Raw genomic sequence first — 16,752 nt, forward strand, 5'->3', positions numbered from 1 at the left:
TATGGCTAAAGAATCAATGAAGGCCCGTGAGGTCAAAAGATCAAAAACTGTAGCTAAATATGCTGAAAAACGTAAGGCTTTGAAAGAAGCTGGAGATTATGAGGCGTTACAAAAGTTACCGAAAAACGCTTCACCAGTTCGTCAACATAATAGATGTAAATTAACTGGTAGACCAAAGGGATATATGCGTACCTTTGGTGTTTCTCGTGTAATGTTTAGAGAAATGGCTAACCAAGGGTTAATCCCGGGTGTTAGAAAAGCAAGTTGGTAAAATTATAATTGGTCTAAGGTTCGGAATAGTCCGAAAACCCAGTCCGCAAATCAATACATATGTATACAGATCCAATTGCAGATTACTTGACTAGAATTAGAAACGCAGTGCGTGCTAATCATAGAGTTGTAGAAATTCCTGCATCAAATTTAAAAAAGGACATGACTAAAATATTATTCGATCAAGGGTATATTTTAAGTTATAAGTTCGATGATAGTACTGTTCAAGGTACTATCAAAATAGCCTTAAAGTATAATAAGGAAACTAAAGAACCAGTAATTAGAAAATTACAAAGAATCAGTAAGCCTGGTTTAAGAAAATATTCTGGTTCAACTGAATTACCACGTATTCTTAATGGATTAGGTATTGCTATCGTTTCAACTTCTCACGGAGTTATGACTGGTAAGCAAGCGCAAAGAGAAAACGTAGGTGGTGAAGTTTTATGTTACGTTTACTAATCTAAAATCCAGAAGAAAATGTCAAGAATAGGAAATAATCCAGTTGCCATTCCAGAAGGAGTAACTGTAACAGTAGACAACGGAACGATAACAGTAAAAGGAAAATTAGGAGAATTAACTCAGAATTTTGATGCTGTAGAAGTAAAAGTTGAAGATGGTAACGTATTAGTTACTCGTTCAGCAGATACTAAAGAACACAAAGCTAAGCACGGTTTATATCGTTCATTAGTTAACAACATGGTTGAAGGTGTATCTAAAGGTTGGAAGAAAGAATTAGAATTAGTTGGTGTTGGGTATAGAGCATCAAACCAAGGTAATATCCTTGATTTGGCTTTAGGTTTTTCTCACAATATAGTTTTAAGTGTAGCTCCAGAAGTTAAAGTAGAAACAGTTTCTGATAAAGGGAAAAATCCAAAAGTAATTTTAACATCATTTGACAAACAATTAGTTGGTCAGGTTGCTGCTAAAATTAGAGGATTTAGACCACCTGAGCCTTATAAAGGAAAAGGTATCAAATTTGTTGGAGAAATATTAAGAAGAAAAGCAGGTAAATCAGCATAATAGTTATGGCGTTAACAAAAAACGAAAGACGATTAAGAATTAAAAACAGAATCCGTAAGGTTGTTTCTGGTACAGAAGCTAGACCTAGATTAGCTGTTTTTAGAAGTAATAAAGAAATTTATGCTCAAATTGTAGATGACGTTAATGGTAAAACATTAGTAGCTTCATCTTCTAGAGATAAAGATATTGCTGCAAAAGGAAATAAAGTAGAAGTAGCTGCATTAGTAGGTAAGTCTATCGCAGAGAAGGCCCTTAAGGCTGGAGTTGCAACTATAGCTTTTGATAGAGGTGGATATTTATATCATGGTAGAATCAAATCATTAGCTGAAGGAGCTAGAGAAGGCGGACTTAAATTTTAAGAAATTATGTTTAAAAAATATAGAAGCGCAGAGCTAGTAAAACCAAGTGGTTTAGATCTTAAAGATCGTTTAGTTGGTGTACAGAGAGTTACTAAGGTAACAAAAGGGGGTAGAGCATTTGGTTTCTCGGCAATCGTAGTGGTTGGAGATGAAGCTGGTGTTGTTGGACATGGTTTAGGAAAATCTAAAGATGTTGCAAGTGCAATCGCAAAGGCAATTGAAGATGCTAAGAAAAACTTAGTTCGTATTCCAATCATGAAAGGAACTTTACCTCATGAACAAAAAGGAAAATTTGGTGGTGCAAGAGTAAATGTTATACCTGCAGCGCCTGGAACAGGAGTTATTGCTGGTGGAGCTGTGAGAACAGTTTTGGAAGCAGTGGGTGTACATGATGTATTATCTAAATCTCAAGGTTCATCAAACCCTCATAATGTTGTAAAAGCAACTTTCGATGCTTTATTACAACTAAGAGACCCAAGAACGATTGCTCGTGAAAGAGGTATCTCTTTAGAAAAAGTTTTTAACGGATAATCATAACAGCAATGTCTAAGATAAAAGTAACAAAAGTTAAAAGCGCAATCAATAGAACACAGAGACAAAAGAGAACTTTATTGGCTCTTGGTCTTAAAAAGATTGGGCAAACTATAGAACACGAGGCTACTCCTAATATCTTAGGAATGGTAGCAAAAGTAAATCACTTAGTTTCTGTTGAAGAAACTAAATAATAATACTGAAAATGGATTTAAGTAATTTAAAACCTGCAGAAGGTTCAGTTAAAAATCAAGGTAAAAGAATAGGTAGAGGTCAAGGTTCTGGTAAAGGTGGTACTGCAACACGTGGTCACAAAGGAGCTAAATCTAGATCTGGTTATTCTAAAAAGGTAGGTTTCGAAGGAGGGCAAATGCCACTTCAACGTAGAGTACCTAAGTTTGGTTTTACTAATATTAATCGTATAGAGCATCAAGGTGTAAACTTAGATGTGATACAACAATTAGTTGACGATAAGAAAATTAAAGATACTTTAGATTTTGATACCTTAGTAGGTCTTGGTTTAGCTGGTAAAAACGAGCTAGTTAAGATTTTAGGAAGAGGAGAATTAAAAGCTAAATTAAGTATCACAGCTCATAAATTTACTGCTACTGCAAAAGCTGCTATTGAAGCTGCAGGAGGAGAAGCTGTAACTTTATAAGAATAATTGAACGGATGAAATTTATAGAGACATTAAAAAATGTTTGGAAAATTGAAGAGTTAAGAAACAGAATCGTAGTTACACTAGGACTGTTATTAGTTTATCGTTTCGGAGCACAAGTTGTATTACCAGGTATTGACGCTACTCAATTAGAGAGTTTACAAGCTGGTACATCTGATGGTATATTCGGTATCTTAAACGCATTTACAGGAGGGGCTTTCGCTAATGCTTCTGTATTTGCACTTGGAATTATGCCATACATTTCTGCTTCTATTGTAGTTCAGTTAATGGGAATAGCTATTCCTTATTTACAGAAACTACAAAAGGAAGGAGCTAGTGGTCAGAAAAAAATCACTCAGATAACACGTTGGTTAACTATTGCTATTTGTTTAGTACAGGCACCTGGTTATTTGGCTAGTTTACAGCCTATGTTTGGGATTCCAAACTCAGCGTTTTTACTTGGTCAAGGAGGGGTGTTTTATTTCTCATCAATAGTTATTTTAGTTACAGGTACTATTTTTGCTATGTGGTTAGGAGAAAAGATTACGGATAAAGGAATTGGTAATGGTATTTCATTATTAATTATGGTAGGTATTATTGCTACTTTGCCTAAGTCTTTCTTACAGAATGCTGCATCAAGATTAGAAACTGGAAACAACGTTATGATGATTTTATTTGAAATCGTAATTTGGTTCGTTATTATTTTGCTATCAATATTATTAGTGATGGCAGTACGTAAAATCGCAGTTCAGTACGCTAGACGTTCTGCAACTGGAGGATATGAGAAGAATGTTTTTGGATCAAGACAGTACATTCCTTTAAAATTAAATGCTTCTGGTGTAATGCCAATTATATTTGCTCAAGCAATTATGTTTGTTCCTGGGCTAATAGGAGGATCTTCTTTATTAAAGGATACAGCTACTGGTTTATGGATGCAATCAAACTTTTCGGATATATTCGGATTTTGGTATAACTTAGTATTTGCATTGTTAATTGTAATATTTACTTATTTTTACACTGCAATTACTGTTCCTACAAATAAAATGGCAGATGATCTAAAACGTAGCGGAGGATTTATTCCTGGTATTCGTCCTGGATCTGAAACATCAGAGTATTTGGATAAAATTATGTCTCAAATAACTTTACCTGGTTCTATATTTCTTGCTTTAATAGCTGTGTTCCCAGCGTTTATAGTTAAGTTGTTAAATGTACAGCAAGGTTGGGCCTTATTTTTTGGAGGTACATCTTTATTAATTATGGTTGGAGTTGCAATAGATACTATGCAACAAGTAAATTCTTACTTGTTAAATAGACATTATGATGGCTTGATGAAAACAGGTAAAAACAGAAAAGCAGTAGCTTAATATTTTTCACTATGGCAAAACAAGCAGCAATAGAACAAGACGGTACGATAATAGAAGCATTATCAAATGCAATGTTTCGTGTTGAATTAGAAAATGGTCATATTGTGACCGCACATATTTCAGGTAAAATGCGTATGCATTACATTAAATTGTTACCAGGAGATAAAGTGAAATTAGAAATGAGTCCTTACGATTTAACTAAGGCTCGAATAACCTATAGATACTAATACGATGAAAGTAAGAGCATCAGTTAAAAAAAGAAGTGCAGATTGTAAAATCGTACGCAGAAAAGGTAGACTTTACGTCATTAACAAAAAGAATCCTAGATTCAAACAAAGACAAGGGTAATTATGGCAAGAATCGCAGGTGTAGACATACCAAAACAGAAAAGAGGAATAATCTCTTTAACTTATATCTACGGAGTAGGTAGAAGTAGATCTCAAGAAATTTTAGCAGCAGCTAAAGTAGACGAAAGCATCAAAGTACAAGATTGGACAGATGATCAAATTGGAGCAATCCGTGACGCTGTTGGAACTTTTACAATTGAAGGTGAATTACGTTCTGAAACACAATTGAACATTAAACGTCTAATGGATATTGGATGTTACAGAGGTATACGTCATAGAGCTGGTTTACCTTTAAGAGGTCAACGTACTAAAAACAACTCTAGAACAAGAAAAGGTAGAAGAAAAACTGTTGCTAACAAGAAAAAAGCAACTAAATAATAAGTAGTATGGCAAAGACAAACGCTAAAAGCACGAAAAAACGTAAAGTTATTATTGACGCTGTTGGAGAGGCTCACATTACTGCTTCATTTAACAATATCATTATTTCACTTACCAATAAAAAAGGAGACGTTATTTCATGGTCTTCTGCAGGTAAGATGGGATTTAGAGGATCTAAGAAAAACACACCTTATGCAGCACAGTTAGCAGCGGAAGATGCTTCTGGAGTAGCTAAAGAGGCAGGTTTAAAAAAGGTGAAAGTTTACGTTAAAGGACCTGGGAATGGTAGAGAATCAGCTATTCGTTCAATCCACAATGCGGGAATAGAAGTAACAGAAATTATTGATGTTACACCTTTACCACATAATGGATGTCGTCCTCCAAAAAGAAGAAGAGTTTAATTACTTTTTTTAAAATACAGCAAATTGAAAAATTAATATCATCTGTTTACAGATGGTATTAATTTTTTGTATAAATTTGCAAACTGAAATTATTAACAAGTATCAACAAGAGATTAACGATTATCGAAGGATAAGATTAAGACCTTAATTCATAATCACTCTTAAATCAATTAAAGAAATGGCAAGATATACTGGTCCTAAAACTAAAATAGCTCGTAAGTTTGGTGAAGCTATCTTCGGAGATGATAAATCCTTCGAAAAAAGAAATTACCCACCTGGGCAACACGGTAACGCAAGAAGACGTGGAAAGAAATCTGAATATGCAATCCAATTAATGGAGAAGCAAAAAGCTAAATATACTTATGGTATATTAGAGCGTCAATTCAGAAACATGTTCAAAAAAGCTACTGCTTCTCCTGGAATTACAGGTGAGGTGTTACTTCAATTATGTGAGTCTAGATTAGACAATGTAGTATTTAGAATGGGAGTTTCTCCTTCTAGAAGTGGTGCTAGACAATTAGTGTCTCACAGACATATTACTGTTAATGGACAATTAGTAAATGTACCTTCATACCAGTTAAAAGCTGGAGATGTTGTTGCAGTTAGAGAAAAGTCTAAATCTCTTGAAGCTATTGGAAGTTCTTTAGCTAACTCAAGTAACGTATTTGAATGGATTACTTGGAATAGTGAGAAAAAGGAAGGGACTTATGTTTCTGTTCCTGCTAGAATTCAGATTCCAGAAAACATCAACGAGCAATTCATCGTTGAATTATACTCTAAATAATAAATAATCATATTGGTATTTAGCCAAAGGATTTGTTAGTGATCTTCAAGCTTTTAAATCGCGCAACTAAATAACAATTAAAACGAAGAACAATATGGCAGTATTTAATTTTCAAAAGCCTGATAAGGTAATCATGATTGATTCTACTGATTTCGAAGGGAAATTCGAATTCAGACCACTAGAACCTGGTTACGGTTTAACAGTAGGAAATGCTTTAAGAAGAGTTTTATTATCTTCTCTTGAAGGATTTGCAATAACTTCTGTTAGAATAGAAGGTGTAGATCATGAGTTTTCAGCAATCGCAGGGGTTGTTGAAGATGTAACAGAAATTATCTTAAACTTAAAGCAAGTTCGTTTTAAGCGTCAGATAGAAGATGTAGACAATGAGTCTATTTCTATTTCAATTTCTGGTCAGGATAAAATAGTTGCTGGAGATTTTCAGAAGTTTATTTCAGGGTTTCAAGTATTAAATACAGATCAGGTTATCTGTAATCTTGATTCTAAAGTAAGCATCAATATGGAAATTACAATTGAAAAAGGAAGAGGTTATGTTCCTGCTGAAGAAAATAAGAAAGCTTCTGCACCAATTGGAACAATCTTTACTGATTCAATTTACACACCGATAAAAAATGTTAAATATAGCATTGAAAATTACCGTGTAGAGCAAAAGACGGATTATGAGAAATTAGTTTTTGAAATTCAAACTGATGGATCTATTAGTCCTCAAGATGCTTTAACTGAAGCAGCAAAAACGTTAATCCACCACTTTATGTTATTCTCTGATGAGCGTATTACTTTAGAGGCGGATGAAATTGCACAAACTGAAACTTATGATGAAGAATCACTTCACATGAGACAGTTACTTAAGACAAAATTAGTTGATATGGACTTATCTGTTCGTGCTCTTAATTGTTTAAAGGCTGCAGAGGTTGATACTTTAGGAGACTTAGTATCATTCAACAAAAATGATTTAATGAAGTTCCGTAACTTCGGTAAGAAATCTTTAACTGAGCTAGAAGAGCTAGTAAATGTAAAAGGTCTTAATTTCGGAATGGACTTATCAAAATATAAACTAGATAAAGACTAATACATCATATTTTGCTCCTCGTAAGAGTTGTAGCAAGATGGTGATTAAACAAAAAATGTCATGAGACACGGAAAAAAAGTAAACCACTTAGGTAGACAAACAGCTCACAGAAAAGCAATGTTAGCTAATATGGCTTGTTCTTTAATTGAACACAAACGTATTAACACAACTGTTGCTAAGGCTAAAGCTTTAAGAGGATTCCTAGAGCCAATGATTACAAAATCAAAGAATGATACTACGCACAACAGACGTATAGTATTTTCTAGATTACGTCAAAAAGAGGCAGTAACGGAATTATTTAGAGATGTAGCAGCTAAGATTGGAGACCGTCCAGGTGGTTATACAAGAATTATCAAGTTAGGAAACCGTTTAGGGGATAATGCTGATATGGCTATGATCGAATTAGTAGATTACAATGAAATCTACAATGCAGATAATAAAGCTAAGAAAACTACTCGTAGAAGTAGAAGAGGAGGTAGTGCTAAAACAGTAACGCCACCAGTAGCATCTAACGAAGAAGAATAAGAAATGTTAATAAGCATTTAATATAAAAAGGATAATCTATTTTAGATTATCCTTTTTTTTATGCAATTTTGCTAAACTTTTTTAAAGACTATGAAGTATCAAAAATTAAAAAAAGCCTTAATCTTATTAGAGGACGGTACCATTTTTCATGGTAAAGCAGTAGGTAGAGAAGGATCTGCATTTGGTGAAGTTTGTTTCAATACTGGAATGACGGGTTATCAAGAGATTTTTACAGACCCTTCGTATTATGGACAACTTATGGTAACTACTAATGCACATATTGGTAATTACGGGGTAAATGATAATGAGGTTGAATCAGATTCAATTAAAATTGCTGGTTTAATTTGTAAAAACTTTAGTTATGATTATTCTAGAGTAGATTCTAACGGTTCTCTTGAAGATTTTTTAAATGCAAATAATCTTTTGGCAATATCTGACGTAGACACACGTGCATTAGTTAGTTACATTAGAGATAATGGTGCTATGAATGCTGTAATTACTACTGATGTTGATAATCTTGAAAACCTTAAAAAAGAATTATCTGATATACCTTCTATGGATGGTTTAGAATTAGCTTCTAAAGTATCTACTAAAACGCCTTATTTTGTTGGTGATGAAAATGCGCCAATCAAAATTGCAGCTTTAGATATTGGTATTAAAAAGAATATCTTAAGAAATTTAGTTAAGCGTGATGCTTACGTAAAAGTATATCCTTACAATGCTAGTTTTGAGGATTTAAGTTCTTGGAATCCTGATGGTTATTTCTTGTCTAATGGACCAGGAGATCCACAACCTTTGGTAGATGCTCAGGCGTTAGCTAAAGAAATTATTAGCAGAGATTTACCATTATTTGGTATTTGTTTAGGACACCAAGTGATTGCTTTAGCTAATGGTATTTCCACTTACAAGATGCATAATGGACATAGAGGTATTAACCATCCTGTTAAAAATTTAGTAACAGGTAAAGGAGAAATAACATCTCAAAATCATGGTTTTGCTGTTAATAGAGTGGAAGCTGAAGCACATTCAGATTTAGAAATAACGCACTTACATCTAAATGATGATACTGTAGCAGGTTTAAAAATGAAATCGAAAAATGTTTTTTCCGTTCAATATCACCCAGAAGCAAGTCCTGGGCCACATGATTCATCTTACTTATTTGATCAGTTTATAAGTAATATTAAAAATAAATAATATTAAAAAGGCAACGATATTCATATTTCGTTGTCTTTTTTATTATACTAAAACGTTATAGGTAGATTATTATGTATTTCTACTGTAAATCTTATTTATAGCTAATAATTAAACATTAAATTTGAATTTAATAAATTAAAACCACACTTATATGAGTATTATAATCAACGTTCACGCAAGACAAATTTTTGATTCTAGAGGAAACCCAACTGTTGAAGTAGATGTAGAAACTGAAAATGGTTTTTTTGGTAGAGCAGCTGTACCGTCAGGAGCTTCTACTGGAGAACATGAAGCTGTAGAATTACGTGATGGTGGCGATAAGTATATGGGTAAAGGGGTATCTAAAGCTGTAGATAATGTAAATTCTATCTTAGCTTCAGAACTTTTAGGTGTTAATGTTTTCGAACAGAATTATATAGATACATTAATGTGCGAAATAGATGGTACACCTAATAAATCTAAATTAGGAGCTAATGCTATTTTAGGAGTATCTCTAGCGGTGGCTAAAGCTGCTGCAGCAGAATTAGGTTTGCCATTATACAGATACATTGGTGGGGTAAGTGCTAATACACTTCCTGTACCTATGATGAATATTATTAATGGAGGATCACATAGTGATGCACCTATTGCTTTTCAAGAGTTTATGGTGATGCCTGTAAAAGCTAAAAACTTTACACATGCATTACAAATGGGAACGGAAATTTTCCATAATCTTAAAAAGGTATTACATGATAGAGGTTTAAGTACAGCTGTTGGTGATGAAGGTGGTTTTGCTCCAAATCTAGAAGGAGGTACTGAAGATGCTTTAGAAACTATTGCATTAGCTGTTAAAAACGCAGGATACACTTTAGGAGATGATGTTATGATTGCTTTAGATTGTGCTGCTGCAGAATTTTATGTAGATGGTAATTATGATTATTCTAAGTTTGAAGGACCAACAGGTAAAGTACGTTCTAGTAAAGAACAAGCTGATTATTTAGCAGAATTATCAAGAAATTATCCTATTATCTCTATTGAAGATGGTATGGATGAAAACGATTGGGAAGGTTGGAAATATTTAACTGAACAAATTGGAGATAAAGTGCAATTAGTTGGTGATGATTTATATGTAACTAATGTAGAACGTTTAGCTAAAGGGATTTCTCAAGACATAGCTAATTCAATTTTAATTAAAGTAAATCAAATCGGAACGTTAACAGAAACTATTGCAGCTGTTAATATGGCACATAATGCAGGTTATACGTCTGTGATGTCTCATAGATCTGGAGAGACAGAAGATAATACTATTGCTGATTTGGCTGTAGCTTTAAATTGTGGGCAAATTAAAACAGGGTCGGCATCAAGAAGTGATCGTATGGCAAAATACAATCAATTATTGCGTATTGAAGAAGAATTAGGAGAAGTAGCATACTATCCTGGTGTAAAAGCTTTCAAAATAAAAAAATAAGAAATTTTTAAAGTTCTTGTAAAAAGCCTTTCAATGTAAATTGAAAGGCTTTTTTATGTTAAATTTATAAGAATAAGTTTATCCTATAGTAAAATTGTTAAAACCATTATAAATAGACTTTCTAAATCGTTATAGTTTTTGTAAATTTACAATCCAAAATAACTTACAATAAATTAATATATATGTCAGATAAAGCAACGATTGAAATTAATGGAGAAAAGCACGAATTTCCTTTAATTGTTGGTACAGAAAATGAAATAGGAATAGATATTAAAAATCTTAGAGCTGTTACTGGAGGAGTAACAACTATAGATCCAGGTTTTAAAAACACAGGATCTTGCGAAAGTGCTATTACATTTTTAGATGGAGAAAAAGGAATTTTAAGATATAGAGGTTATTCTATTGAAGAATTAGCCGAAAAAGCAGATTTCTTAGAAGTTGCATTTTTATTGATTTTTGGAGAGTTACCAACTAAAGAACAATTATTAAAGTTTGAACAAGATATTAAAGAACAATCTGTTGTTGATGATGATGTAAAGAAGATCGTAGATGCTTTTCCTAAGTCAGCACATCCAATGGGAGTGTTATCATCTTTAACAAGTGCTTTAACAGCATTTAACCCATCTTCTGTAAATGTAGACTCTGAAGAAGATGTTTACAATACAGTTTGTAAGATAATGGGTAAATTTCCTGTGTTAGTAGCATGGACAATGCGTAAGCAAAAAGGATTGCCATTAGATTACGGTGATGATTCTTTAGGTTATGTAGAAAACATCCTTAAAATGATGTTTAAAAAACCAAATCAAGAGTATACTCAAAATCCAATTTTAGTAAATGCTTTAGATAAGTTATTAATCTTACATGCAGATCATGAGCAAAACTGTTCTACATCTACTGTTAGAATTGTAGGATCTTCTCACGCTGGTTTATTCGCGTCTTTATCTTCAGGTATTTCTGCATTATGGGGACCATTACATGGTGGAGCTAACCAAGCAGTTTTAGAAATGTTAGAAGGTATTAAGGAAGATGGTGGAGACACTAAAAAATATATGGCTAAAGCTAAGGATAAACAAGATCCTTTCCGTTTAATGGGCTTTGGACACAGAGTTTATAAAAACTTTGATCCTAGAGCAAAAATTATTAAAAAAGCAGCTGACGAAGTCTTAGCTGATTTAGGTATTGATGATCCAGTATTAGATATAGCAAAAGGTTTAGCAGAAGAAGCTTTAAGTGATCCTTACTTTGTAGATCGTAAATTATATCCAAACGTAGATTTCTACTCAGGAATTATTTACAGAGGTATGGGGATTCCAACAGAAATGTTTACAGTAATGTTTGCATTAGGACGTTTACCAGGTTGGATTGCACAATGGAAAGAAATGCGTAACCGTAAAGAACCAATTGGAAGACCAAGACAAATTTATATTGGTGAAAACCTAAGACCTTTCAAGTCAATTACAGAAAGATAAAATTTCAAAATTATATTAAAGAAAGCTTCATATATTACTATGGAGCTTTTTTATACCCACACTTTATGTTAAAAATAAACGTAAAAAACGAAACATCTAGATTAAGAGCAGTTGTTTTAGGAACAGCAGTTAGTAATGGACCAACACCTAAATTAGAAGAGGCTTACGATCCAAAATCTTTATTACATATTAAAGCCGGAACTTATCCTTTAGAAAAAGATATGGTTACAGAAATGGAAGCTGTGGCTAAAGTTTTTGAGAAATATGATGTTAAAGTTTACAGACCTGAATTAATTCAGGATTGTAATCAGATTTTTGCTCGTGATATTGCATTTGTAATTGATGACGTTTTTGTAAAAGCTAATATCCTTCCAGATCGTGAGAACGAGCTAGAAGCAATACAATATGTTATTGACCAGATAGATCCTAAAAAGGTAATTCGTCCACCAGAGGAAGTACATATTGAAGGTGGAGATGTTATGCTTTGGAATGACTATATTTTTATAGGTACCTATAGAGGTGAAGATTATTCTGATTATATCGTGGCTAGAACTAACAAGGCAGGAGTAGACTTTATTACAGAACAATTTCCTAATAAAACAGTAAAGAGTTTTGATCTTAATAAATCGCAAACTAATCCACATGATAATGCATTGCATTTAGATTGTTGTTTTCAGCCTATTGGAACTAATAAAGCTATTTTGCATAAAGAAGGTTTTAGAGATGAAACTGAATTTGAATGGTTATTAGACTTTTTTGGCAAAGACAATTGTTTTATAATTTCAAAAGAAGAAATGTTTAATATGAATAGTAACATATTTAGTATTTCTGAGGATGTTATTATTTCTGAAAAAAACTTTACACGTTTAAACGGGTGGTTAAGAAACAATGGTTTTACTGTTGAAGAAGTACCGTATGCAGAGATTGCAAAACAAGAAGGCTTGTTACGTTGCAGTACAATGCCTTTATTAAGAGATTAAGTATACTTTTAAGTAAACTATTTATTATAAAAAAACGCCTCTTATTTAAGAGGCGTTTTTTGTTTGTATATTTTTTTATTAGACCAAAATTAAATTAAAATTTTACTCTAAAACTAACATTAGGGGTTAGGCCTAAAGATACATTTTCTATTTTAGAGACTTGATCCTCTTTTACAGTGTAATAGGTGTTTAATATGTTTTCTTTATCTAGAATATTCCAAATTGATGCGCCAATAACAGCCTTATTGTTTCCTAGTTTTAATTGATATGTAGCAGATAAGTCGGCTCTGACATAGGATTCTAATCGACTACTATTTGGTGCTTGATAGTTAATAGTGTTACCTGTATTAGGCGTATTGCTATCTGGTTTAGTGTAAGGCTTACCGGAGCGCCAATTAACTCCAAAGGCTAATTTTAGTTGCTCCCATTGATAAGTGCTCCCAAAGTTTATCTGATGTTTTACATCAAAATTACTTGGAAAAGCATCGTTATTATTTAAGTTATCAAAAGTGTAGTTGTTATCACTATAACTGTAGCTTATCCATGTGCTTAAAGCATCCGTTTTTTTGTTTATTAAGACATCTAAACCTTTAACGGTATAGTCTCCGATTGCATTTGTAAATTGGTATTGGTTCTGGAATCCTTGGCTTCTAGTGGTAATACCATTTACAGTTTTATAATACCCTTCAGCACTTAGTAATAATTTGTGTTTGTTATATATTAATCCTAAACTTATTTGTTTGCTTTTTTGAATCGGAATTGTATTGTCATTGGCTAAAACCCATCGTCTTTTTTCTACTCCTAAAAAATCGTTTTGCAAATCTATAAGTTGAGAAGTGCTTTGACTTTTATATTCTCCAGATAATTCCAACCTAAAATCTTTTAGAAAACGCTGACTAATATAAAAACGAGGTTCGGTAATGGAAATATTAAATTTTCGGAAATAATTTTGTCGCAGTCCCAGTTTTAGTTGTGTGTTTTTATTAATAGAACTAAACACAGTTTCCGCGTAAGCGCTATAAGTACGAAGGACACGTTTTATATTGCGTTTAAAAAAGGGCGCATTTACTTCTTCTAGATTACTGATACCAATTTCGTTAAACTGAATGCCTCCATTTACCTTTATTACCTTATTAAAGGTATAACTAGCATCTATGTTAAACCCATTGTCAATGACTTTGTTTTCTTGAATCAGGCGTTGGTTATTAATAATATCGTAGTCTGAGGATCTTAAATCATAATTAGAATAATATCCTTTTATACTTGTTGTTAATTTATTATTCCAAACATGTTCATACTGTAATGCCGATGCTCGATTTTGTTGCTTTAATTGATTAGTTCTGTTTTCTGAATCTGATGTATTGCTAGCATCTTCAAAATCCAATTGATTAAATACATTTAAGAGTGTAAATCTTAGTTTGTCTTTTTTACTAAAATCGTGTAATAATTTTAAAGAGATGTCACTAAACTTGAAGGTTTTGTTTTTAGTAGTGGATATTGCATTATTACTAACATTAGCGTCTTGAAAGACACGTTTAAAGTATTGGTTGTAAGTTGGAGTATTTAATACATCTGTTAAAGATCGTCTTGTAGATAACTGTAGTTGTGTGTTTTTAGCTAAGGGCATTATTGCAAAGCCATCTGCGGTAATCATATTTATACCAATTCCAGCACTAAATTCTTCGTTAGAACTATCCGATAATTGCATATCTACAACACTAGATACACCATCTCCAAATCTAGCACTTGTACCGTTTTTTGTTATAGCAACACTTTTTGTTAAATAAGGGTTGAAGGCCGAAATTAATCCAAAAAAATGACCGGATTGATACATCTTAATACCGTCATATAAAATCAGATTTTGGTCATGCGTACCACCTCTAACATTAATATTAGATACGGTCTCGTCAACACTTAAAACACCGGGTAAGTCTTGTATGGTCTTTAAAATATCTGGTGCAATCAAACCTGGTAAAATACCAAATTGTTTGGGTGCAATAGTAATAGCTCCGGAGTTGTCTTTATTGATTCCGGTTGTTAAATAATTGGATATAGTAATTTCGTCTAATTTTTGAAAAGAAAAGGCATCTTTATTAGTAGTAACTGTAATAAAGTGACTGTCTAAACGGTTAAATTTTAAGTCCGTTTGAGATTCTAATTTTAAAAGGGTAGTACTAAGGTTATCTTTTACGTTATAGTCAACCATAACGCCATTAATGACTTTGTCAGCATAAGAAAAACTGACTTTAAATTGATACTCTATTGTAGACAAAACATCTAACAATGGTAGTTTTTTATTTTGGGCATAAACGGAAAAACTACAAACTAGTAATAGGTAAATAAGTAGTGTAGTCTTTAACGATTTACTCACGCGTTAAAATAATGGTTTTGTTAACTTTTTTGTATTGTAATTGTAATGGTTGCGTTATAGATTGTAATGCAATATTTATGTCATTATGTGTAAACTTACCAGAAAACAATGTACTTGTTGTTATAGTATTAACTTCTATTTTGACATTATATTGTCTTTCAAACTCAGCTAATACCTCTTTTAAAGGTACGCTAATAAAACTACTTACACTATTTATCCAATCAGGTTGTTGGCTGTTAGTTTTTAAGCGTTCTATTTGATTACCATCTATAATTAAAAAAGAACCTCCAGCTTTTAATACAGTAGTTTGATCTTTAAGAGTTACGCTTACTATACCTTCAAAACAAGTAACTTCAAAATAATTCTGACGTTGCTTAACATTAAACTGTGTCCCAACGACACTTACAATTCCGGCATCTGTGATAACGTTAAAAGTGCTTCCTTTTTCAACTTTAAAAAAGGCTTCACCCTCAAGGTTAATATTACGTTTATTAGCATCCCATTGATTCTTATTATAAGTAATTTTTGATAATGCGTTTATATTTACTTTGGAATGATCCGGAAGATTTATTTGTGTTTTTTCTGCGTATTGTGTGGCTATAGTAGTGTCTAAAGTTGTGGTATAATAATAAGTGCTAAAGCAGATGGCTAGTATGGCAGCTACTTTTAGTAACGGTGCAAACCATTTGTTTTTAGAAACAGATTTAGATTCTAATTTAGATAATGTAGACTGTAAAGCAGCTTCAGTATTAAATTCTGGTGCTTTAAATTCATTGGTGTAATTAGATAATTTTGTAATAGACTCATACTCCTCCAGAGCTTTGAATGCTTCAAGCTCTTCGGGCGATAAGTTATTATCTAACCATTTTAATATTAATTCTTCTTTATTCATAATTGCAATTCAAACATATAACAAGGTCAAGAGTAAAAATCCTACCTTAATTACTATTATAATTCTTCTATGTCTTGTCTTAATTTTTTTAAAGCGCCATAGATTCGCTTTTCTACTGCTTTTGTGCTAATATCCAAAAGGGATGCAATTTCTTTAAAACGTTTACCTTCTACACGATTCATTAAAAAAGCGACACGTTGCGCTTCTGTAAGATTAGATATTGCTTTTTCTAATTTTTGACGGTATTGATCTTCTTCCATTAAAAATTCAGGAGACAAATTGGTGTGGTGTGATGTTATTGTTTTTTGATGTTTTAAGACCACTTTTTGATGCGCAACTTCGTTTAACATTAAATTATTAGCAATTGTAAATAGAAAGCTTTTTGCTTTACTTGGCGTCACTTTTTCACAGTTTTGCCATAATTTAATAAATGCTTCTTGTGCTTTATCTTCTGGATTTAAGCGATCACCAAATTTGTAATACAAAAAGTCATGTAGGTTTTTAGCATGCTGTTTAAATAGCGCTTCAAATCTTGATTTATCGCAAATATCTTTATGTAAATTTTTTGACATAGTATTTTATAGAGCTACAAAGTAGAACTATTTTTTTTGATTTTTAGGGTAGGAGTTTCTTAAAAATAAATGTTTTATTAACGAAACCCGAAATGTATACCCT

At 32.5% G+C, this 16,752-nt stretch carries 22 protein-coding genes; 19 read left to right on the top strand and 3 right to left on the bottom strand.

Annotated features, from left to right (window positions below):
- Position 1 precedes the first annotated feature (1 nt).
- From rpsN to ACZ2G2_RS09655, 19 genes are all read left to right on the top strand, one after another.
- Positions 2–271 carry a 30S ribosomal protein S14 gene (gene rpsN / locus ACZ2G2_RS09565; protein WP_090841262.1) on the top strand — a complete coding sequence of 90 codons (270 nt, stop codon included), beginning with the start codon at positions 2–4 and terminating at the stop codon, positions 269–271.
- A 59-nt stretch (positions 272–330) separates the two neighbouring features.
- A complete protein-coding gene (gene rpsH, locus ACZ2G2_RS09570) occupies positions 331–729 on the top strand; it encodes a 30S ribosomal protein S8 (protein ID WP_101020232.1) in 399 nt (132 codons plus the stop codon).
- An 18-nt stretch (positions 730–747) separates the two neighbouring features.
- A complete protein-coding gene (gene rplF, locus ACZ2G2_RS09575; RefSeq protein ID WP_272023445.1) occupies positions 748–1,290 on the top strand; it encodes a 50S ribosomal protein L6 in 543 nt (180 codons plus the stop codon).
- 5 nt (positions 1,291–1,295) lie between these two features.
- Positions 1,296–1,649, top strand: a complete 354-nt coding sequence (rplR, locus tag ACZ2G2_RS09580; RefSeq protein WP_090841255.1) for a 50S ribosomal protein L18 — start codon at positions 1,296–1,298, stop codon at positions 1,647–1,649.
- Positions 1,650–1,655: 6 nt separating this feature from the next.
- On the top strand, positions 1,656–2,180 hold the full coding sequence (gene rpsE, locus ACZ2G2_RS09585; RefSeq protein ID WP_101020225.1) for a 30S ribosomal protein S5: 525 nt from the start codon (positions 1,656–1,658) through the stop codon (positions 2,178–2,180).
- A gap of 11 nt (positions 2,181–2,191) precedes the next feature.
- Positions 2,192–2,374, top strand: coding sequence for a 50S ribosomal protein L30 (gene rpmD, locus ACZ2G2_RS09590; protein WP_028283887.1), 183 nt, complete (start codon positions 2,192–2,194; stop codon positions 2,372–2,374).
- 11 nt (positions 2,375–2,385) lie between these two features.
- Positions 2,386–2,838 (top strand): 50S ribosomal protein L15, encoded by a 453-nt coding sequence (gene rplO, locus ACZ2G2_RS09595; RefSeq protein WP_090841251.1) that lies wholly within the window; start codon positions 2,386–2,388, stop codon positions 2,836–2,838.
- Positions 2,839–2,852: 14 nt separating this feature from the next.
- Positions 2,853–4,202 carry a preprotein translocase subunit SecY gene (gene secY, locus ACZ2G2_RS09600; protein WP_101203395.1) on the top strand — a complete coding sequence of 450 codons (1,350 nt, stop codon included), beginning with the start codon at positions 2,853–2,855 and terminating at the stop codon, positions 4,200–4,202.
- A gap of 11 nt (positions 4,203–4,213) precedes the next feature.
- Positions 4,214–4,429, top strand: coding sequence for a translation initiation factor IF-1 (infA, locus tag ACZ2G2_RS09605; RefSeq protein WP_007094967.1), 216 nt, complete (start codon positions 4,214–4,216; stop codon positions 4,427–4,429).
- 4 nt (positions 4,430–4,433) lie between these two features.
- A complete protein-coding gene (ykgO, locus tag ACZ2G2_RS09610) occupies positions 4,434–4,550 on the top strand; it encodes a type B 50S ribosomal protein L36 (protein WP_013305171.1) in 117 nt (38 codons plus the stop codon).
- Positions 4,551–4,552: 2 nt separating this feature from the next.
- Positions 4,553–4,927 (top strand): 30S ribosomal protein S13, encoded by a 375-nt coding sequence (gene rpsM / locus ACZ2G2_RS09615; RefSeq protein ID WP_090841247.1) that lies wholly within the window; start codon positions 4,553–4,555, stop codon positions 4,925–4,927.
- 8 nt (positions 4,928–4,935) lie between these two features.
- Complete coding sequence (rpsK, locus tag ACZ2G2_RS09620) at positions 4,936–5,328, top strand: 30S ribosomal protein S11 (RefSeq protein WP_090841244.1); 393 nt, start codon at positions 4,936–4,938, stop codon at positions 5,326–5,328.
- A gap of 178 nt (positions 5,329–5,506) precedes the next feature.
- Positions 5,507–6,112 (top strand): 30S ribosomal protein S4, encoded by a 606-nt coding sequence (gene rpsD, locus ACZ2G2_RS09625; RefSeq protein ID WP_090841241.1) that lies wholly within the window; start codon positions 5,507–5,509, stop codon positions 6,110–6,112.
- Between the two features lie 94 nt (positions 6,113–6,206).
- Positions 6,207–7,199, top strand: coding sequence for a DNA-directed RNA polymerase subunit alpha (locus tag ACZ2G2_RS09630; protein ID WP_090841239.1), 993 nt, complete (start codon positions 6,207–6,209; stop codon positions 7,197–7,199).
- Between the two features lie 60 nt (positions 7,200–7,259).
- Positions 7,260–7,724, top strand: a complete 465-nt coding sequence (gene rplQ, locus ACZ2G2_RS09635) for a 50S ribosomal protein L17 (RefSeq protein ID WP_090841237.1) — start codon at positions 7,260–7,262, stop codon at positions 7,722–7,724.
- A 90-nt stretch (positions 7,725–7,814) separates the two neighbouring features.
- Positions 7,815–8,918 carry a glutamine-hydrolyzing carbamoyl-phosphate synthase small subunit gene (gene carA, locus ACZ2G2_RS09640; protein ID WP_470391955.1) on the top strand — a complete coding sequence of 368 codons (1,104 nt, stop codon included), beginning with the start codon at positions 7,815–7,817 and terminating at the stop codon, positions 8,916–8,918.
- A gap of 151 nt (positions 8,919–9,069) precedes the next feature.
- Positions 9,070–10,365, top strand: coding sequence for a phosphopyruvate hydratase (eno, locus tag ACZ2G2_RS09645; RefSeq protein WP_090841232.1), 1,296 nt, complete (start codon positions 9,070–9,072; stop codon positions 10,363–10,365).
- A 182-nt stretch (positions 10,366–10,547) separates the two neighbouring features.
- Entirely contained in the window at positions 10,548–11,834 is a 1,287-nt protein-coding gene (locus ACZ2G2_RS09650; protein WP_470391956.1) for a citrate synthase, read from the top strand.
- A 65-nt stretch (positions 11,835–11,899) separates the two neighbouring features.
- A complete protein-coding gene (locus ACZ2G2_RS09655; protein WP_090841227.1) occupies positions 11,900–12,814 on the top strand; it encodes a dimethylarginine dimethylaminohydrolase family protein in 915 nt (304 codons plus the stop codon).
- A 94-nt stretch (positions 12,815–12,908) separates the two neighbouring features.
- Here the strand turns inward: ACZ2G2_RS09655 and ACZ2G2_RS09660 are convergent, their stop codons facing one another.
- Genes ACZ2G2_RS09660 through ACZ2G2_RS09670 form a run of 3 tightly spaced genes read right to left on the bottom strand, consistent with a single transcriptional unit; the run spans position 12,909 to position 16,649 of the window.
- A complete protein-coding gene (locus tag ACZ2G2_RS09660) occupies positions 12,909–15,185 on the bottom strand; it encodes a TonB-dependent receptor plug domain-containing protein (protein WP_470391957.1) in 2,277 nt (758 codons plus the stop codon).
- A complete protein-coding gene (locus ACZ2G2_RS09665; protein WP_470391958.1) occupies positions 15,178–16,077 on the bottom strand; it encodes a FecR family protein in 900 nt (299 codons plus the stop codon). The genes ACZ2G2_RS09660 and ACZ2G2_RS09665 overlap by 8 nt, the downstream gene beginning before the upstream one ends.
- Before the next feature lie 56 nt (positions 16,078–16,133).
- The gene (locus ACZ2G2_RS09670; RefSeq protein ID WP_090841221.1) at positions 16,134–16,649 is read right to left on the bottom strand and encodes an RNA polymerase sigma factor; all 516 of its coding nucleotides are present in this window, start codon (positions 16,647–16,649) and stop codon (positions 16,134–16,136) included.
- Between the last annotated feature and the right edge of the window lie 103 nt (positions 16,650–16,752).

The sequence above is a fragment of the Olleya sp. KKT75 genome (assembly GCF_055635485.1).